Source organism: Streptomyces sp. NPDC050704 (genome assembly GCF_040654355.1).
Taxonomy (GTDB): Bacteria; Actinomycetota; Actinomycetes; order Streptomycetales; family Streptomycetaceae; genus Streptomyces.
In genome coordinates, this window is sequence record NZ_JBFAHW010000002.1 from 1 (window position 1) to 17,963 (window position 17,963).

The window sequence follows — 17,963 nt, forward strand, 5'->3', positions numbered from 1 at the left end:
TATCCGATCGCCGCTCTGGGATATCCAGTCATGGCACGTTGCCGCGGCGATCGGACACCCCGACACGACCCCTCACGCCGGAGAGCCGAGTGCGGCTGGGTGGGGCCTGCGGTGCAGACCCCGGCCGGCGCTGGCGGGCCTGTTCTTTTAGGGGCGCGGGGAACTGCGCACCCAGCCCCCACCGGCCCGCAGTGATCACACCGCCCCAAGCCCCCCGGTCTTTCGTCTTTCAGGGGCGCGGGGAACTGCGCGACAAGCCACAGGCGGCCCGCGGTGTACGAACAACCGAACGGGGGTCTGGGGGCGGAGCTCCCAGTTTCGGGAAGGGGTGGGGTGGGGGAAAGGGAACCCCGGACACCCGCCCCGATAAGGTGCAGCCATGCATGATCTCGGCGTGGGGTTCAAGTACTTGGTGCGGGGGCAGCGTTGGGTGTCCCGGCACGGGAAGCAGTTCGGGTTCGGACTGATCCCGGGCCTCATCACCCTCGTGCTGTACGCGGCCGCCCTGACGGCCCTGGCCCTGTGGGGCACGGACTTCGTGGCCTGGGCCACCCCGTTCGCCGACGACTGGTCCAGCCCCTGGCTCGGCCTCTTCCGCGGGTTCCTGACGGCAGTCCTCTTCGCCCTCGCGCTCCTCCTCGCCGTAGTCACCTTCACCGCCGTCACGCTCCTCATCGGCCAGCCCTTCTACGAGAACCTCTCCGAGAAGGTGGACCGGGACGTCTCCCCGGACGGCACGGCACCCGAGTCGGGCCTGCCGTTGTGGCGCGAGCTGCTGATCTCGGCGAGGGACAGCCTCCGGATCGTGGGCAGGGCCCTGGTCTGGGGCGTACTGCTTTTCGCCCTCGGGTTCATTCCGTTCGTGGGGCAGACGGTCGTCCCGGTGATCGGTTTCTTCGTCACCGGGTTCTTCCTGACGGAGGAGCTGACGGCAGTCGCCCTGCAGCGCCGCCGCGTCGAACTCCGCGACCGCCTCACCATGCTGCGCGCCCGCAAGACCCTGATCTGGGGCTTCGGCACCCCGCTGGCCCTCGCCTTCCTCGTCCCCTTCGTCGCCGTCTTCCTGATGCCCGGCGCGGTCGCGGGCGCCACGATGATGGCCCGCGACCTGCTGGGCGAGGAGACCCGCGAGGAGGACTCGAACGGCAGGGGGCAGCCGGACGCCGTCAGTTGGTGACGTCCGCCGCCACCTTCAGGATCGCCCGGACCTGGGCGATGATGTCCAGCCGGTTCTGGACGAACTCGGGATCAGTGACCTTCCCGGTCGCCGGATCAGTGTTGCCCGTGCCGAACTGGAGCACAGGCGTATGGACATGCCCACCGGGGAGCGAAGTGCGCAGCCCCAGCCGGTCGCGCAGGAGCGTCGCCCGGTACGCGATCTCGTTGGAGAGGTAGTCGCCGCCGCCGCCCGCACGAGCCGTCGAGCCGGCCGTCGGACCTTCGGGGCGTACGACTGACTCGGTGCCGCCCGCCGGGATCTCGGTCACCGACGTGTTGTCGTACACCGGGAAGCGACCCGTGCTCGCGGCCACAATGTCCTTGTACGGCAACGTCGTTGACGTCCACTGCGGCTGTGAGGCCGGGTCGGTGACCGGGATGGTCTCGGTGCGGGCGAGGTTCTCGTTGTCCGGGAAGCCGCCCCGCCAGGCCCCGTTGGTGCGCTCGACGTCGAAGCGCCCCACCCGCCCCTGGCTGACCGTCGTGAACAGGTCGACGCGGGGGAGCTGCGGGCGCAGGGTCCGCTCCACCGTCCCGTCGGCGAAGTCCTGCCACCGGACCGGGAAGAGGGCGGTCTCGACTCGGGCGGGACCGTCGGCCGTCTCGATCGTCGTGCCGTCGAGGGCGAGCGCCGTGGCCCCGGAAGGGTTGGAGATACGGATGTCCCGGTCCAACGTGAACGGGTCGAAGCCGGTCACCAGGATCCGCTTGACCTCCTTGCCGCGCGGATAGCGGATGGTGTCCTGCCCCCGAGAAGTTCGCTCAAGTGAACTGAGAAGACGACCACGTTGAGCCTCACTGAGCCCGAACTCCGGTTCCCACTGCCGTACTTCACGCGTCATGCCCAACCTGGCCCAGTACAGCGGGCGGTCGTCGTCCCGGCTCAGGTCACCACCGGCCGGACCGCGCCCCTGCGCCCGCTCCACCGCCCGCCGCCAGAGCCGGGCACCCTGCCGCTCGACGACACGCTCAGCCTGTGCGTACGAGTGCGCCCCGCCCAGCGCCCGGGCGAGCCCCGGTACCACCGAGTCGAATCCGGAGCGGGCCAGGATCTCCTGGGGCGCGGCCTTGTCGAGGCGCTGCTCCTCCACCGTGGGCGCGGCCGCGGGCTGCTCCGCAGCCAGGGCGGGCGGGGCGGCGAGCCCTGTCATCAGCGCCAGGCCGAGGGCACCGATCCGAACACGTATGTGCGTCAAGGGAGTTCAGGTCCTTCCGTCGCGAGTGAGGCCGTCGTCGAATGGCGGCAGTATGCGTGACGGGCGGGACCCACGCCAGTTGGCTCCGCCGGTTGGGCGGTTGTTCTGGTGCGGGCCGCCTGTGGCTTGTCGCGCAGTTCCCCGCGCCCCTGAAAGACGAAAGACCGGGGGCCTTGGGACGGTGTGCACAGTGCGGGCCGGTGGGGGCTGGGTGCGCAGTTCCCCGCGCCCCTAAAAGACAAAAGACAAGGCCGGGGTCTTGACCCTTGCCCCCACCGGGCCGCTGTCGGCCTCCGGCGTGAGGGGTCGTGTCGGGGTGTCCGATCGCCGCGGCAACGTGCCATGACTGGATATCCCGTCGCGGCACCGCCCCACCCACACACCCAGGGGCGCGAGGAACTGCGCGACAAGCCCCCACCGAACCCGCAGACAAAAACAGCCCAACCGCCGGAGGCAACCGTCACCCCTCCCCAAGCAACGTAAGAAAGTCCCGAAACGCCCCCGGCATATCCACCGACTCCGGTGCCAGCAACCACTGATACTGAAGCCCGTCCATCACCGCCACAAGCAGCGGAGCGGCCCGCTCCGGCGTAAGCCCACTCGGCAACCGCTCCCCGTACTCGGCCCGAAGCACCCGCGCCATATTCCCCCGCACAGCCGCGTACCTCTCAGTGAAGAACGCCCGCGCCGGATGCCCCTCCGTAACACTCTCCCCGAGCAGCGCAGAGAACGTCTGCACAATGCCCGGCCGCATCGCGTTGTACTCGACCAGCGAGTCGAGCAGATCGAGCCGCCACGGAGTGTCCGGCACCGCGTCCCACTGGTCCCGCTCCGCCAGCACGGCGACGAGCAGCGCCTCCTTGGTCGGGAAGTGGTGCAGCAGCCCCTGCTGCGTGAGACCGACCCGCTCGGCGACCGCGGCCAGACTCGCGCCCCGGTAACCGCGCTCGGCGATCACCTCCAGCGCCGCCCGCAGAATCTCCGCACGCCGCGCCGCACTCCGAGTCGCTCTGGGAGCCCTGCTCGTCATGACGTCACCGTACGACACGGCCAGGACCTCCCCACCGACCAAATGTAACGCCAAGATAACGAAACCTACCGATCTACAGGTAACCGATGCAGGATGGAGAACCGGAACGGACTTCAACGAGGAGGCACCTCCATGGCGGGAACCCACTCCACCCAGGCCACCCAGGCCGACCAGGCACGCGAGGCGGCAGTCGAGGCAGCGCTCGCCAAGCTCGACCTCGACGCGAAGGCCCGCCTGCTCGCCGGCCAGGACATGTGGTCCCTGCCCGCACTGCCCGAGATCGGCCTGAAGTCCCTGGTCATGTCCGACGGCCCGATCGGCGTGCGCGGAGTGCGCTGGACCGCCGACGACCCCTCCATCGCCCTGCCGTCCCCGACCGCGCTCGCCGCCACCTGGGACCCCGAACTCGCCCGCAGGGCAGGCGTGCTGCTCGCCCAGGAGGCCCGCCGCAAGGGCGTCCACGTCCTGCTCGCCCCCACGGTCAACCTGCACCGCTCACCCCTCGGCGGCCGCCACTTCGAGGCGTACAGCGAGGACCCGTACCTGACGGGGCGAATCGGCTCCGGATACGTCAACGGCGTACAGGCGGGCGGCGTCGGCACCACCGTCAAGCACTTCGTCGCCAACGACGCCGAGACCGACCGCTTCACGGTGAACAACCGCGTCTCCGAACGGGCCCTGCGCGAGCTCTACTTGGCCCCCTTCGAGGCCATCGTCGAGAACGCCCACCCCTGGGGCATCATGACCGCCTACAACTCGGTCAACGGTACGACGATGACCGAGCACCGCTACCTGGTGAACGAGGTCCTGCGCGGCGAATGGGGCTTCGACGGCTTCAACGTCTCCGACTGGACGGCCGCCCGCTCGACCGTCGGCGCCATCGAGGGCGGCCTGGACGTCGCGATGCCCGGCCCGACCACGGTGTACGGCGAGGCGCTCGCCGCAGCCGTACGAGAAGGCCATGTCGACGAGACCAAGGCCGACGAGGCGGTACGGAACGTGCTGCGGCTCGCCGCCCGCGTCGGCATCCTGGAGGGCGCCGAGCCGGTCGTCACCGAACTGCCGGACGAGGTCGACGGCGAGGCCCTGGCCCGCGAGATCGCCCGCCGCTCCTTCGTCCTCGTACGCAACGAGAACAACGCGCTCCCCATCGCCGCAAACCGCACCGTCGCCCTCATCGGCGCCGCGGCCCGCGACGCCCGCGTCCTCGGCGGCGGCTCCGCGACGGTCTTCCCCGCCCGGGTCGTCTCGCCGCTCGGCGGCCTCACCGCCGCCCTGCCCGAGGGCACGCTGACGTACGCGGTCGGCGCCGACCCGAACGAGGAACTCGCCGCCGCCGACAAGGGGTTCGAGCTGCGCGCCGTCTGCCGCGACGCCGACGGCTCGGTCATCGGCACCGGCTCCGCGCCCAACGGCCAGATCCAGTGGATGGGCAACGACCTGCCCGACGGCGTCACCCACGACAACCTCCACACCGTCGAGCTGACCGGCACGTTCACCCCGCGGGAGAGCGGCCGGCACACCTTCGGCATCAAAGGCCTCGGCGCCTTCACGCTCACGGTCGACGGCACGACGTACTTCGACGAGACCCAACGCGCCGAGAAGGACGACCCGTTCGTCACGTTCTTCGGCGCACCCGTCGAGCGCGCCACGCCGGAACTCACCGCCGGTGACACCTATGAGGTGTCACTGCGCCACGAGATCGCCCTCCCCGACGACCTCCCCATGAAGGTCATCGGCTTCACGCTCGCCCACCAGGAACCGCGGCGCGACCCCGACGAGCTGATCGCCGAGGCGGTCGAGGCCGCCCGCGCCGCCGACACCGCGGTCGTCGTGGTCGCCACCACCGACCGCGTCGAGTCGGAGGGCTACGACCGTACGGACCTGGGGCTCCCCGGCCACCAGGACGAACTCGTCCACGCCGTCGCCGCCGCCAACCCGAACACCGTCGTGGTCGTCAACTCCGGCTCCCCGGTGGAACTCCCGTGGCGCGACGAGGTCGCCGCCGTGCTCCTCACCTGGTTCCCCGGCCAAGAGGGCGGCGCCGCCCTCGCCGACGTCCTCACCGGCACCCACGAACCCGGCGGCCGCCTCCCCACCACCTGGGGCTCCTTCGAGGACGCGCCCGTCACCCGGGTCACCCCGACCGACGGCGAACTCCCGTACACCGAGGACGTCTTCATCGGCCACCGAGCCTGGGAGAAGGAGGACAGGACCCCCACATACCCCTTCGGCCACGGCCTCGGCTACACCGCCTGGACATACGACTCGATCAACGTCACCGGCACAACCGTCACAGTCCGCGTCACCAACTCCGGTACGCGCAGGGGCCGAGAGATCGTCCAGATCTACCTCGCCCCGACCGAGCGGGACACCGCCCGCCCGTCCCGCTGGCTGGCAGGCTTCGCGAGCATCGAGGCAGCCCCTGGTGAGACGATCGAGGCCACCGTCGACCTGCCGCGGCGCGCCTTCGAGGTCTGGGACGAGCAGGCCAACTCCTGGGCGTACATGAAGGGTCCGTACGAGGTTCAGACAGGTCGTTCAGTCGCGGACTGCTGTCTGACGGCAACCGTCGCCCCGTAAGGGGGCGCGGGGAACTGCGTGACCAGCCACAACGGACCCGCACTGTCCGCACAGGCCTCAGCGCACCGAGAACCCGTAAACGGTCTCCGACCGATACACCCCGCCCGGCCGAAGCTCCGTACTCGGAAACTCCGGCCGGTTGGGGGAGTCGGGAAAATGCTGAGTCTCCAACGCGACCCCGTCCCCCGGCGCATACGGAAGCGACGAGTCAAGATGATCCGCCGTATAGAGCTGAAGCCCCGGCTCGGTCGTAGCCACCCCCAACACCCGCCCCGACGCCGGATCATGCAACTCAGCCACCTCAACAGCCGACCCGGTAACCCCCTTGTCGAGCACGAAGTTGTGGTCGTACCCGGCCCCGACCTTCCGCGCCGCACGAAAATCAAACCGAGTACCCTCCACCCCCTCCAACGCCCCGGTAGGAATCAGATCCCTGTCCACCGGCGTCAGCCGAGCCGCCGCGATCCGCAACTCATGCCCACCCGCGTTCCCCGCCCCATGCAGGTTCCAGTACGTGTGATTCGTCAGGTTCACCACGGTCACCGCGTCGGTGACAGCCTCGTACGAGATCCGCAGCGCACCCGTCTCGTCCAGCGTGTACTCCGCCGAGACCTCCAGCCGCCCCGGAAACCCCTCTTCCCCGTCCGGGCTCACCCGTGACAGCCGGACACCGTGTTCGACCGGCGAGGCGTCCCACAGCCGCTTGTCGAAGCCGCGCTCACCGCCGTGCAGGGAGTTGGGCGCGTTGTTCCGGTCCAACCGGTACATCCGTCCGCCGAGCGGGAAGCGGCCACCGGCGATCCGGTTCGCGTACCGCCCGACCAGCGCCCCGAAATACGGCTCCGGGTGCGCCAGGTATCCCGCGAGGTCCGGGAAGCCGAGGACCACGTCCGCGAGCAGCCCGTCCCGGTCGGGGATTTCCGCCGACTGCACGATGCCGCCGTACGTCAGGACGCGCACCCGCACCCCGCCACGTTCCAGCGTCCAGCGGTGGACAGGGGAGCCGTCGGGGAGGGAGCCGAAGAGTTCGCTGCGCATGATCGAAACTCTATGCGAACCACTTCACGCTCACGCGGGCGGCTTCCGCGCCGTCACCACGTCGTACGCCATCTCCGCGAGCCGCGCCTGCCCGTTCGTGCTCGGGTGGAACCAGTCCCACTGACTCAGCTGCTCGATGCCGAAGCGGAAGTCGAAGACCGCCCCGCCGTCGAAGCGGCACAGCCGGTCCTTCGCGCAGACCTCCGCGAGCACCTCGTTGTACGCCTCCACCCGGCCCTGCACCTCGTCGCGCCGCAGGGTCGCCACCGAGTCCAGGGCGTCCGGGTCGGCCAGCATCGACGGGCAGATGCCCAGCTTCCAGATCTGCTTGCTCATCTCGTTGCCCCGCCCCTCCGACCACAGCCGCTTCAGGTCGGGCACGCTGGACACGTACACCTGGGTCTTGGGCGACGCGTCGCGCAGCGTGCCGAGCGCGTCCTCGAACTGGGCGCGGAACTCCGACACGGACGTCATCGCGGACACCGACGCGCGGCAGGCGTCGTTAGCACCGGCCATCACCGTGACCAGCTCGGGCTTCTTCACGGCAGCCTGGGCCATCTGACCGGGCACATCGGCCATGCGGGCGCCGGTCACCGCGTAGTTCCAGCTGCGCTGGGCGGCCCCGGACTTTCCGAGGAGGCGTACCGCGAGGCTGTTCACCTTGGCGTCGCTGCCGGTGGCCCAGGACACCTCGGGGCAGTCGGACAGCACCGAGCAGGCGTCGAAGCCGCGCGTGATGGAGTCGCCGACGGCCACCAGCGAGCGCGGGCTGCGGTCCCAGTCGGGGGTGGGCTTCGGAGACGGCTTGGCCTGCGAGGAGGTGCCCGTCGGACCGGGGGAGTTGCCGCCGCTCGCGTCGCAGCCGGCCAGTCCGGCGACGCTCAGCAGGGCCGCCGCCACGGTCGCGATGACGGCATGTGAACGGTGGCCACGGTTCCGCATCCCCAGTTCCCCTCGGTCGTCACGCAACGGCGGGCTCCGTGGGGGCGTCCCCCTGGGTGAACCCTCCGTGTTTCCGGGCGTTGGGACCGACGGTACGTCACACTCCTTGCGCCGCCGCACGGTAGCCTCGCCCCGTGGCCGCCCTGCCACTGACGTTCCGCCAAGCTACAAGATGCCCGCTCTGTCCGGAGGTCCCAGTGACGACACGTGGAGTTCTCTACGTGCACTCCGCGCCGCGCGCGCTGTGCCCGCACGTCGAGTGGGCAGTCGCGGGCGTACTCGGCACGCGCGTCAGCCTCGACTGGATCCGGCAGCCCGCGGCACCCGGCACCTGGAGATCCGAGTTCTCCTGGAAGGCCGAGGCCGGCACCGCCTCCAAACTCGCCTCCGCGCTGCGCGGCTGGCAGATGCTGCGCTTCGAGGTCACCGCCGAACCGTGCGCCACCGCCGAGGGCGAGCGCTACAGCTGCACCCCTGAACTCGGCATCTTCCACGCCGTCACCGGCATCCACGGCGACATCCTGATCCCCGAGGACCGCCTGCGCGCCGCCCTGGTCCGCTCCCAGCGCGACGAAACAGAGCTGGAATCCGAACTGACCAAACTCCTGGGCAAGCCCTGGGACGACGAACTGGAACCCTTCCGCTACGCAGGCGAGGGCGCCCCGGTCCGCTGGCTCCACCAGGTCGTCTGACTTCATATTTACCTGTGCAGGGGCGCCCCGTAAGGGGCGCGGGGCTGTGACATTTGCGGCTCCGCCGCGTGGGCGCGCCCAGCCCCCACCGCCCCGCACCCGACAAACAACAAATGTGGCCCGAACCCACAACAAAGGGTTCGGGCCACACTCAGTTCAACACAGACACGGCCGATTTCAGACCGTACGGAACGCCAGCACCACGTTGTGCCCACCAAACCCGAACGAGTCGTTCAGCGCGGCAATCCGCCCTTCAACAGGCAGCTTGCGAGCCTCACCACGCACAACATCCGCATTCGCCTCAGCCTCAGGATCAAGGTTCTCGACGTTGATGGTCGGCGGCGCCACCCGGTGATAAAGGGCAAGCACCGTGGCCACCGACTCCACACCACCCGCACCACCGAGCAGATGCCCGGTCATGGACTTCGTACCGGAGACCGCGAAGTGATCGGCCTCGTCGCCGAAGACCTTCCGCAGCGCCTTCAGCTCGGCCACGTCACCGGCAGGCGTAGAGGTGGCATGCGCGTTCACGTGCATGATCTCGGCCGGGTCCAGGTCGGTGTTGTCCATCAGGTTCTGCAGGGCGTGCGCGATGCCACGCCCGTTCGGCTCCGGCTGCACGATGTCGTGGCCGTCGGCCGAGATGCCCTGGCCGACCGCCTCCGCGTACACGCGGGCACCGCGCGCCGCGGCGTGCTCGGCCGACTCCAGGACGATGACGCCGGCGCCCTCGCCGAGGACGAAGCCGTCCCGGCCGACGTCGTAGGGACGCGAGGCGCCCTGCGGGTCGTCGTTGTTCTTGGACATCGCCATCATGTTGCCGAACGCGGCGATGGGCAGCGGGTGGATGGCCGCCTCCGTGCCGCCGGCGACGACGACGTCGGCGCGGCCGGTGCGGATCATCTCGATCGCGTAGCCGATGGCCTCGGCGCCCGAGGCGCAGGCGGAGACCGGGGTGTGCACACCGGCGCGGGCGCCGACGTACAGACCGACGTTGGCCGAGGGGCCGTTCGGCATCAGCATCGGGACGGTGTGCGGGGAGACGCGGCGGACGCCCTTCTCCTTCAGCACGTCGTACTGGTCGAGCAGGGTGGTGACGCCACCGATGCCGGAGGCGATGACCGCGCCCAGCCGGTCGGGGTCGACCTTGTCGTCCACCCCCGCCGTGTCGGTGTAGCCGGCGTCGGCCCAGGCCTCCTTGGCCGCGATCAGCGCGAACTGCGCCGAGCGGTCGAGGCGGCGGGCCTGCGGGCGCGGAATGACCTCGCTCGGCTCCACGGCGATCTGCGCCGCGATACGGACCGCCTGTTCGGCGGCCCAGTCCTGTTCCAGGGCGCGGACACCGGAACGTCCGGCGACCAGGCCCTCCCAGGTAGAGGCTGCGTCGCCACCCAGCGGTGTGGTTGCGCCGATACCGGTGACGACCACGGTGCGATTGGTCGGGCTCACGGGAATTCTTTCTCCAACGGATACGAGGATTCAGCGGCGCCACCGCCGGGTGGCGGGGCTTTCAGCGTCCGGGGTGAGGGTTGGCTCAGCCCTGGTTCTTGAGGATGTACTCGGTCGCGTCGCCGACGGTCTTGAGGTTCTTGACGTCGTCGTCCGGGATCTTGACCTCGAAGCGCTCTTCGGCGGCGACGACGACCTCGACCATGGACAGCGAGTCGACGTCCAGGTCGTCGGTGAAGGACTTCTCCAGCTGGACGTCCTCGACCGGGATGCCGGCGATCTCGTTAACGATGTCGGCGAGACCGGCGACGATCTCTTCCTGAGTGGCGGCCATGTCAGGCGCTCCTTCTTGTGTATCCAGAGGGTGTGGCGGTACTCCCGCCCGGAAAGATCCGGACGGTGTGCCTAGGGGAGGGTAACGACCGTCGCGGCGTATACGAGACCCGCCCCGAAGCCGATGACGAGCGCGGTGTCGCCGCTCTTCGCCTCGCCGGTCGCCAGAAGCCGCTCCATAGCGAGCGGGATCGAGGCGGCCGACGTGTTGCCGGTGGTGCGCACGTCACGCGCGACCGTGACGTGTTCCGGCAGCTTGAGGGTCTTCACCATCGAGTCGATGATCCGCTCGTTGGCCTGGTGGGGAATGAAGACGTCCAAGTCGTCCGCAGTGAGTCCGGCGGCGTCCAGCGCCTCCTTGGCGACCTTCGCCATCTCGAACACGGCCCAGCGGAACACCGCCTGGCCTTCCTGCGTGATCGCGGGGAACTTGACCTCGCCCTTGGAGTCCAGGGGCAGCTGGGACACGTCGCCGTTCCGGAAGCGGTCCCAGGGCACGGTCTGCTTGATCGTGTTGGACTTGTCGCCCTCGGAACCCCAGACGGTCGGGCCGATGTGCGGCTCCTGGGAGGGGCCCACGACGACCGCGCCCGCTCCGTCACCGAACAGGAAGGCCGTCGCGCGGTCCTCCAGGTCGGTCAGGTCGGACAGCCGCTCGACGCCGATGACGAGGACGTACTCGGCGGAACCCTCGACGATCATGCCCTTGGCGAGCGTCAGGCCGTAGCCGAAGCCCGCGCAGCCCGCCGAGATGTCGAAGGCCGCGGCCTTCGCCGTGCCGAGCTTGTCGGCGATCTCGGTGGCGACGGCCGGTGTCTGGCTGAAGTGCGAGACGGTCGAGACGACCACGGCGCCGATCTGCTCGGCGCTGATCCCGGCGTCGGCGATGGCCTTGCCCGACGCCTCGATCGACATGGCGGCGACGGTCTCCTCGTCGTTCGCCCAGTGCCGGGTCTCGATGCCGGAGCGCGAGCGGATCCACTCGTCGGACGAGTCGATCGTTTCGAGGATCACCTCGTTCGGCACGATACGGACCGGGCGGTAGCCGCCCACACCGAGGATGCGCGCATACGGGGCGCCCTTGCTGGGCTTGATCTTCGACATGCTCTGTCGGCTCCTTACGCGCTCAGGCGGAGGCGTGCTCGGCGATGAGCTCGCGAGCCGCTTCCAGGTCGTCGGGGGTCTTGAGCGCCAGCGTCTTCACGCCGGGCAGCGCGCGTTTGGCGAGACCGGTGAGGGTGCCGCCGGGGCACACCTCGATGAGCGCGGTCACACCGAGTTCCGTGAAGGTCTCCATGCACAGGTCCCAGCGGACCGGGTTGGCGACCTGGCCGACCAGGCGGGAGAGGACCTCCGCGCCGGTGCCGACGGTCCGGCCGTCCTTGTTCGAGACGTACGTGATCGTCGGGTCGGCCGGTGTCAGTTCGGCGGCGGCCTTCGCGAGGGTCTCGACGGCCGGGGCCATGTGGCGGGTGTGGAAGGCGCCGGCCACCTTGAGGGCCACGACGCGGCGTACGCCCTCGGGCTTGTCGGCCTCCAGGGCGGCCAGTTCCTCCAGCGTGCCGGCGGCCACGATCTGGCCCGCGCCGTTCACGTTCGCCGGGGTCAGGCCGAGCTTCTCCAGGTGCGGGACGGTGACGTCGGGATCGCCGCCGAGCAGCGCCGACATACCGGTCCGGGTGATCGCGGCGGCCTCGGCCATCGCCTGGCCCCGCCTGCGTACGAGGTCGAGCGCGGCCGTGTCGTCCAGGACGCCCGCGAAGACGGCGGCGGTGATCTCGCCGACGCTGTGCCCCGCGACGGCGCCGGGGGTCACGTCACCGAGTGCCGAGGCGGACAGGAGTCCGGCCGCGACCAGCAGCGGCTGGGCGACGGCCGTGTCCCGGATCGCGTCCGCGTCGGCCTGCGTGCCGTAGTGGGCAAGGTCGAGCCCGATGGCGTCCGACCACGCGGCGACGCGGTCGGCGGCACCGGGGAGGTCGAGCCAAGGAGTGAGGAAGCCGGGCGTCTGGGCGCCCTGGCCGGGAGCGACGAGTACGAGCACTCTCACACTCTCTCTTGTGGACGGGCACGGCCGCCCGTGGGGACAGGGACGAAGAACAGGAGGGGGAATTGTAGGTCCCCGACAAAAGCCTAGAGTTGCGGATCTCCGTTGGCCAGACGCCCCAGGATCAGCGCGATGCGCAGCGTGAATGCTGAACGTACATCGGAGGGCGACCAGCCGGTGACGTCAGTCACACGTCGAAGCCGGTAGCGCACGGTGTTGGGATGGACGAAGAGCATCCGGGCCGCACCTTCGAGACTGCTCGCCTGCTCCAGATACACGGCGAGAGTCTCCAGGAGGGCCGAGCCGGCCTCCTCCAGTGGTCTGTAGATCTCCTCCACCAGCTGGTCGCGCGCGGCGGGGTCTCCGGCGATCGCGCGCTCCGGCAGCAGATCGTCCGCCAGTACCGGCCGCGGGGCGTCCTGCCAGGCGAAACACGCCTTGAGCCCGGCGGCGGCGGCCTGCGCGGAGCGGGTCGCGGCCTGCAGGTCGGGCACGATCGGCCCGGCGACCACGGGCCCGGCGGCATACGGCCCGATCAGGGACTTGGCGACGGCGAGCGGGTTGTCGCTGCCGCCCGCGATGACGACAAGACGGTCGCCGAGCACCCCGGTCAGCACCTGGAGCTTGGCGTGCCGGGCGGCCCGCCGGATGGCCTCCACGGTCAGTTCGCTGTCGCCGTCCGGCGCCATGCCCAGCACGACGCACACATGCTCGGGCGAGTTCCAGCCGAGGGCCGCGGCGCGGCTGACGGCGCCCTCGTCGGCCTCCCCGGACAGCACCGCGTTGACGACCAGCGACTCCAGCCGGGCGTCCCAGGCACCGCGTGCCTCGGCGGCCTGCGCGTACACCTGGGCGGTGGCGAAGGCGATCTCCCGCGCGTACACGAGCAGCGCCTCGCGGAGCACGCCCTCGTCGCCCGGCGCCGCGACCTCGTCGATCGCGGACTCCATCACCTCGATCGTCGTACGTACCATCTCCACGGTCTGGCGCAGGGTGATCGCCCTGGTCAGCTCGCGGGGGGCGGTGCCGAAGACGTCCGTGGAGATCGCCTGGGGGGCGTCCGGATACCGGAACCACTCGGTGAACGCGGCGATACCGGCCTGGGCGACGAGGCCGATCCAGGACCGGTTCTCCGGGGGCATCGCCCGGTACCACGGCAGCGTCTCGTCCATGCGCGCGATGGCCTGGGCGGCGAGACTCCCGGACGACTTCTCCAGCCGCTTCAGGGTCGCGGTGTGCGCGTGGGCGGCGCGTGCTGCCGCGCGTTCGGAGTTGCTGGATTCGGTTTCGGGCACGGGACAAGACTGCCTTATCAGGACGGGAGTGTGCGGCGGCGGGTCTCGGGTGAGGGAAGCGGCCGTCCGCCGTGCGGGTCCCGGGGGAGGGGCCGAGCGGGTCTACGGTGGGGGCGTGATGGACGTACGGCGCGCAGGCGAGCGCTACCGCGGAGGCGACCCGGCGGCCGGGATCGAGTCCCTGCACGCCTTCTCCTTCGGCCCGCACTACGACCCGGACAACCTCCGCTTCGGCGCGGTCATCGCCTGCAACGAGGAGCGGCTCGCGCCCGGCGCAGGCTTCGACGAGCACCCGCACAGCCACACCGAGATCGTCACGTGGGTCGTCGAGGGCGAACTCACCCACCGCGACACGGCCGGCCACGAGTCGGTCGTCCGGGCCGGGGACGTACAGCGCCTCAGCTCCGCGGGCGGGGTCCGGCACGCCGAACGCAACGACGGCGACACGCCGCTGGCCTTCGTCCAGATGTGGCTCGCCCCGCTGGAGCCGGGTGGCGATCCGGCGTACGAGATCGTCCACGGCATCGCGGACTCCACCCCGTACGCCGTCCCGGAGGCGGGCGCGATGCTGCACGTACGGCGGCTGGGCGGGCCGGGGGAGCGGACCGCGGTACCGGACGCGCCGCGCACGTATCTGCATGTCGTACGCGGCACGGTCCGGGTCGGGCCCCATGCGCTGGCGGCCGGGGACGCGCTGCGCGCCGAGGGCGGGAAGGGGCTGGAACTGATCGCCGCGTCCGGTCCGGCCGAGGTGCTGATCTGGGAGTTGTCGGGGTGAGAGGGCTCAGCTGCCGGTGGTGGGCTCCTCCGCGTTGCGCCACACCGTGATGTCCACGGAGACGTAGTCGCTGGGGTCGCCGCTCGGGGCCGAGCCCTGGTAGGTGACCAGGCCGATGTGGCCGGAGGCGGTGTGGACGCACATCTGGGAGCCCTTGGAGAGCTGGCCGAGCGCGACGCCCTTCGTGTACCGGGTCTCCTTGCGGCAGATATCCAGGGAGCCCTTCCGGGCGTTGTTCAGCAGGACGAGCTTCTCGCTGCTGCTGCCCATGGCCTTGTCGCCGAACAGGCCGTCCACGGTGTAGTAGATGTCCGCGTCGTCGACGTAAGGGGCGCCGATGGAGTCGTGGAGCGGCTTGGGCGGCGAATCCGCGAACCGTGCGTAGTAGTTGGCGGGGATGTTGATGCCCTTGTACACGGCCGGCTTGGGATCCTGGGCCGACTCGGTACCGGAGCCCGTCTCGCCCGACGTACCGCCCGACGTCGAGTTCGTGTCGGTGCTTTTCGAGGAGTCGTCCGTCGTCTCGCTCAAGTTGTTGACCAGCGCGACACAGCCTCCGAACATCATGATGACCACGCCCGCGATGATCGCGACGATCTTGCCGGCGTTGCTCTTGGGCGGCGGCAGGGGATGCGGGCGGGTGTACGGCTGCTGGGCGTGTGGCTGCTGCCAGCCGGGCGGCTGCGCGTACGGCGGCGGCGAGTGCGTCTGGTGCACGGGCTGCTGCACATACGGCGGCGGCTGCGGGGCGGCCGGGGGCGGCGGTGTGTGGGCCGAGTGGACCGTGGGCGCGGCGTGGTCGATGCCAGGCTGGCTCAGCTGGGTCACCGGAGCGGTGGGCGGTACCGGCGTGGGCGTCTGAGTGGCCGGCACGGCGTCCCGTGCGGCCAGCAGGTCGGCCGACGCCGAGACCCGCCGGGTGATCTGCTCGCCGATCTCCTCCGGCAGCCAGGAGCCGGACTGGCGCAGCGGTGTGGGCGACGCCTCCTGGCACAGGGCGATGACCTCCGCGGGGGAGGGGCGGTCCGCGGGGTCCTTGGCCAGACAGCGCGTGATGAACCGGAGTTCGTCCGGGAGACCGGTGAGGTCGGGCTCTTCGTGGACGATCCGGTACAGCACCGCGTGCGACGGCCCGTCCCCGTACGCGGAGGTGCCGCGCGCCGCGTAGGCGGCCACCTGGCCGAGCGCGAACACGTCCGACGCGGGAGTGACCGGCTTCCCGGCCGCCTGCTCCGGCGACATGAAGGCCGGGGTGCCGATGGATACGCCGGTGCCGGTCAGCGCGGTGGCGTCGGCGGCGCGGGCGATGCCGAAGTCGATGACGCGGGGGCCGTCGGCGGCGAGCATGACGTTGGCGGGCTTCAGGTCGCGGTGGACGATGCCCGCGCCGTGGATGACCGACAGCGCCTCCGCCACTCCCGCGAGCAGCAGCAGGACCGTCGGCACCGGCAGCGGGCCGTGCTCGGCGACCGCCGCGGCCAGCGAGGGTCCTGGCACGTAGGAGGTGGCCAGCCACGGCTGCGTGTTCTCGGTGTCGTAGTCGATGACCGGGGCGGTGTAGAGGCCCTGAACGCGCTGCGCCGCCTGGACCTCCTGCCGGAACCTGCGGCGGAACTGGGGGTCCTCGCTCAGCTCCGGCCGGATGGTCTTCAGGGCGATCGGGTGCCCTCCGGGCGTATACGACAGGTACACCGTGCCCATGCCGCCCGAGCCGAGCCGTGCCGCGAGCCGGTAGCTCGCCACGGTCGTCGGGTCGCCGCTTTCCAACGGACGGAAGTGTCCGCCCGGTTGAACCTCGCCCATTCGTTCTCCCCCGAGACTTGTGCACTGTGACCTGTGCGTTGTGACGTGTGTGAGGCGGCCTGTGTGGCCTGTGCGCAGGGGGAGGCTATCCGACGGATCAACTACTGCTTGACGTCGGCGAGTACAGAATCTGTGAACGTCGGCCACGCCTCGACCGCCCACGGCCCGAACGCCCGGTCCGTCAGCGCCACGCAGGCCACTCCAGCATCGGGGTCGATCCACAGGAACGTACCGGACTGGCCGAAGTGCCCGAAGGTGCGCGGGGAGGACGAACTCCCCGTCCAGTGGGGCGACTTGGAGTCGCGGATCTCGAAGCCGAGGCCCCAGTCGTTGGGGTTCTGGTGGCCGTAGCCCGGCAGCACGCCCTTCGTGCCCGGGTACTGCACGGTCATCGCCTCGGCGACCGTTCGCGGATCGAGGAGCCGGGGCGCCTGCACCTCCGCGGCGAAGCGCGCCAGGTCGTCGACGGTCGAGACGCCGTCCTTGGCGGGGGAGCCGTCGAGGGAGGTGTCCGCCATCCCCAGCGGTTCGAGCACAGCCTGCTTCACGTACTCGGCGAAGGGGATCTCCGTCGCCTTCGCGATGTGGTCGCCGAGCTGCTCGAACCCGGCGTTGGAGTACAGCCGCCGCTGCCCCGGCTCCGCCGTCACCCGATGCTCGTCGAACGCGAGCCCGCTGGTGTGCGCGAGCAGATGCCGCACGGTCGACCCCGCGGGCCCGGCCGCCTCGTCGAGCTCGACCGCCCCCTCCTCGTACGCGACGAGCACGGCATAGGCGGCGATCGGCTTGGTAACGGAGGCAAGCGCGAAGCGTTGAGTGACGGGGCCGTGACTCCCGAGCACGACACCATCAGCCCGCACAACAGCAGCGGCAGCGGTGGGAACGGGCCACGTCTCGATCAACGCCAGACTCTGCAAAGACATGCACAAGAGCCTACGGGTCACCGTGCCCCGTAGGGGCGCGGGGAACTGCGCGCCCAACCCCCCACCGAACCCGCAGTCAAAACCGAAGCCGCATCAACGGATCAGGCGTCCGCATAAACCCCATAGCCGCATAAAGCGGCGCAGCCTCCGCCGAGGCGGTCAGATCCACCTGCGCAACCCCCCGCTCACGGAACCACTCCAGCAGCGCCTCCATACAGCCCCGCGCATACCCCCGCCGCCGCACATCCGGATCGGTCGCGACACTGAAGACGAACCCCGTCCGCCCGTGCGGATTCCCCTCCCGCCCGATCCGGTACTCCAACGTCCCCACCACGAGCGCCCCGAGCGCACCGGGCCGCTCAGGATGATCGACGACGAACGCGGCGAAGTCGCCGTCCACGTCGGCCAGCCTGCCGCGTACGGTGGGCAGGGACTCGGCCTGCCATTCGACGGAGCCCTCCGCCCCGGCCATCGAGTCGATCATCACCTGACGCAAGCGCAGCACTTCTCCGGCATCCTCGGGCACGGCACGGCGTACGAGACTCATGATCGGCACGGTAGTCAGCACGGCAGCCGGATGTCGCAGGGATTTCACCGGAACCCGCTTGCTTGGAGTGCACTCCAAGGTTTTAGCGT

At 70.3% G+C, this 17,963-nt stretch carries 16 protein-coding genes; 4 read left to right on the forward strand and 12 right to left on the reverse strand.

The window, feature by feature from the left end:
* Positions 1–379 precede the first annotated feature (379 nt).
* Complete coding sequence (locus AB0I18_RS01025; protein WP_363103208.1) at positions 380–1,177, forward strand: EI24 domain-containing protein; 798 nt, start codon at positions 380–382, stop codon at positions 1,175–1,177.
* Here AB0I18_RS01025 and AB0I18_RS01030 read toward each other — a convergent pair.
* Together AB0I18_RS01030 and AB0I18_RS01035 are read right to left on the reverse strand one after the other, a co-directional pair.
* Positions 1,167–2,414, reverse strand: coding sequence for a pyroglutamyl peptidase (locus AB0I18_RS01030; RefSeq protein WP_363103209.1), 1,248 nt, complete (start codon positions 2,412–2,414; stop codon positions 1,167–1,169). The two genes, AB0I18_RS01025 and AB0I18_RS01030, sit on opposite strands and share 11 nt — an antisense overlap.
* 460 nt (positions 2,415–2,874) lie before the next feature.
* Positions 2,875–3,462, reverse strand: a complete 588-nt coding sequence (locus tag AB0I18_RS01035) for a TetR/AcrR family transcriptional regulator (protein ID WP_363103210.1) — start codon at positions 3,460–3,462, stop codon at positions 2,875–2,877.
* 114 nt (positions 3,463–3,576) lie between these two features.
* On the opposite strand from AB0I18_RS01035, the gene AB0I18_RS01040 reads away from it, so the two are divergent.
* Positions 3,577–6,027, forward strand: coding sequence for a glycoside hydrolase family 3 C-terminal domain-containing protein (locus tag AB0I18_RS01040; RefSeq protein ID WP_363103211.1), 2,451 nt, complete (start codon positions 3,577–3,579; stop codon positions 6,025–6,027).
* A 57-nt stretch (positions 6,028–6,084) separates the two neighbouring features.
* Here AB0I18_RS01040 and AB0I18_RS01045 read toward each other — a convergent pair whose 3' ends face one another.
* Together AB0I18_RS01045 and AB0I18_RS01050 are read right to left on the reverse strand one after the other, a co-directional pair.
* Positions 6,085–7,065 (reverse strand): aldose epimerase family protein, encoded by a 981-nt coding sequence (locus AB0I18_RS01045; protein WP_363103213.1) that lies wholly within the window; start codon positions 7,063–7,065, stop codon positions 6,085–6,087.
* 30 nt (positions 7,066–7,095) lie between these two features.
* Positions 7,096–8,007 (reverse strand): SGNH/GDSL hydrolase family protein, encoded by a 912-nt coding sequence (locus AB0I18_RS01050; RefSeq protein ID WP_363103369.1) that lies wholly within the window; start codon positions 8,005–8,007, stop codon positions 7,096–7,098.
* A 197-nt stretch (positions 8,008–8,204) separates the two neighbouring features.
* Here AB0I18_RS01050 and AB0I18_RS01055 point away from each other — a divergent pair, with 197 nt between their 5' ends.
* Complete coding sequence (locus tag AB0I18_RS01055) at positions 8,205–8,699, forward strand: DUF3145 domain-containing protein (RefSeq protein WP_363103214.1); 495 nt, start codon at positions 8,205–8,207, stop codon at positions 8,697–8,699.
* Between the two features lie 177 nt (positions 8,700–8,876).
* On the opposite strand, the gene AB0I18_RS01060 is transcribed toward AB0I18_RS01055, so the two are convergent.
* From AB0I18_RS01060 to AB0I18_RS01080, 5 genes are all read right to left on the reverse strand, one after another.
* Complete coding sequence (locus AB0I18_RS01060; protein WP_363103215.1) at positions 8,877–10,148, reverse strand: beta-ketoacyl-[acyl-carrier-protein] synthase family protein; 1,272 nt, start codon at positions 10,146–10,148, stop codon at positions 8,877–8,879.
* Positions 10,149–10,233: 85 nt separating this feature from the next.
* Positions 10,234–10,482: an acyl carrier protein gene (locus AB0I18_RS01065; protein WP_363103216.1), complete on the reverse strand. Its 249-nt coding sequence runs from the start codon at positions 10,480–10,482 to the stop codon at positions 10,234–10,236.
* Between the two features lie 71 nt (positions 10,483–10,553).
* Complete coding sequence (locus AB0I18_RS01070) at positions 10,554–11,585, reverse strand: ketoacyl-ACP synthase III (RefSeq protein WP_363103217.1); 1,032 nt, start codon at positions 11,583–11,585, stop codon at positions 10,554–10,556.
* A gap of 22 nt (positions 11,586–11,607) precedes the next feature.
* Positions 11,608–12,525 (reverse strand): ACP S-malonyltransferase, encoded by a 918-nt coding sequence (locus AB0I18_RS01075; protein WP_363103218.1) that lies wholly within the window; start codon positions 12,523–12,525, stop codon positions 11,608–11,610.
* Positions 12,526–12,614: 89 nt separating this feature from the next.
* A complete protein-coding gene (locus tag AB0I18_RS01080) occupies positions 12,615–13,823 on the reverse strand; it encodes a helix-turn-helix domain-containing protein (RefSeq protein WP_363103219.1) in 1,209 nt (402 codons plus the stop codon).
* Between the two features lie 118 nt (positions 13,824–13,941).
* Between AB0I18_RS01080 and AB0I18_RS01085 the strand changes: the two genes are divergently transcribed.
* Positions 13,942–14,601 carry a pirin family protein gene (locus AB0I18_RS01085; RefSeq protein ID WP_363103370.1) on the forward strand — a complete coding sequence of 220 codons (660 nt, stop codon included), beginning with the start codon at positions 13,942–13,944 and terminating at the stop codon, positions 14,599–14,601.
* Positions 14,602–14,607: 6 nt separating this feature from the next.
* Here the strand turns inward: AB0I18_RS01085 and AB0I18_RS01090 are convergent, their stop codons facing one another.
* The 3 genes from AB0I18_RS01090 to AB0I18_RS01100 all read right to left on the reverse strand — a co-directional run bounded on the left by AB0I18_RS01090 (position 14,608) and on the right by AB0I18_RS01100 (position 17,874).
* Positions 14,608–16,404, reverse strand: a complete 1,797-nt coding sequence (locus AB0I18_RS01090) for a serine/threonine-protein kinase (RefSeq protein ID WP_363103220.1) — start codon at positions 16,402–16,404, stop codon at positions 14,608–14,610.
* Positions 16,405–16,505: 101 nt separating this feature from the next.
* Complete coding sequence (locus tag AB0I18_RS01095; protein ID WP_363103221.1) at positions 16,506–17,327, reverse strand: serine hydrolase domain-containing protein; 822 nt, start codon at positions 17,325–17,327, stop codon at positions 16,506–16,508.
* 76 nt (positions 17,328–17,403) lie between these two features.
* Positions 17,404–17,874, reverse strand: a complete 471-nt coding sequence (locus tag AB0I18_RS01100) for a GNAT family N-acetyltransferase (protein ID WP_363103222.1) — start codon at positions 17,872–17,874, stop codon at positions 17,404–17,406.
* Between the last annotated feature and the right edge of the window lie 89 nt (positions 17,875–17,963).

Excerpts from the sequence above, each read along its gene's own strand:
- AB0I18_RS01040 (WP_363103211.1), top strand. The coding sequence starts at position 3,577 with ATGGCGGGAACCCACTCCACCCAGGCCACCCAGGCCGACCAGGCACGC.
- AB0I18_RS01025 (WP_363103208.1), top strand. The coding sequence starts at position 380 with ATGCATGATCTCGGCGTGGGGTTCAAGTACTTGGTGCGGGGGCAGCGT.
- AB0I18_RS01065 (WP_363103216.1), bottom strand. The coding sequence starts at position 10,482 with ATGGCCGCCACTCAGGAAGAGATCGTCGCCGGTCTCGCCGACATCGTT.
- AB0I18_RS01095 (WP_363103221.1), bottom strand. The coding sequence starts at position 17,327 with ATGTCTTTGCAGAGTCTGGCGTTGATCGAGACGTGGCCCGTTCCCACC.
- AB0I18_RS01090 (WP_363103220.1), bottom strand. The coding sequence starts at position 16,404 with ATGGGCGAGGTTCAACCGGGCGGACACTTCCGTCCGTTGGAAAGCGGC.
- AB0I18_RS01100 (WP_363103222.1), bottom strand. The coding sequence starts at position 17,874 with ATGAGTCTCGTACGCCGTGCCGTGCCCGAGGATGCCGGAGAAGTGCTG.
- AB0I18_RS01050 (WP_363103369.1), bottom strand. The coding sequence starts at position 8,007 with ATGCGGAACCGTGGCCACCGTTCACATGCCGTCATCGCGACCGTGGCG.
- AB0I18_RS01070 (WP_363103217.1), bottom strand. The coding sequence starts at position 11,585 with ATGTCGAAGATCAAGCCCAGCAAGGGCGCCCCGTATGCGCGCATCCTC.
- AB0I18_RS01085 (WP_363103370.1), top strand. The coding sequence starts at position 13,942 with ATGGACGTACGGCGCGCAGGCGAGCGCTACCGCGGAGGCGACCCGGCG.
- AB0I18_RS01045 (WP_363103213.1), bottom strand. The coding sequence starts at position 7,065 with ATGCGCAGCGAACTCTTCGGCTCCCTCCCCGACGGCTCCCCTGTCCAC.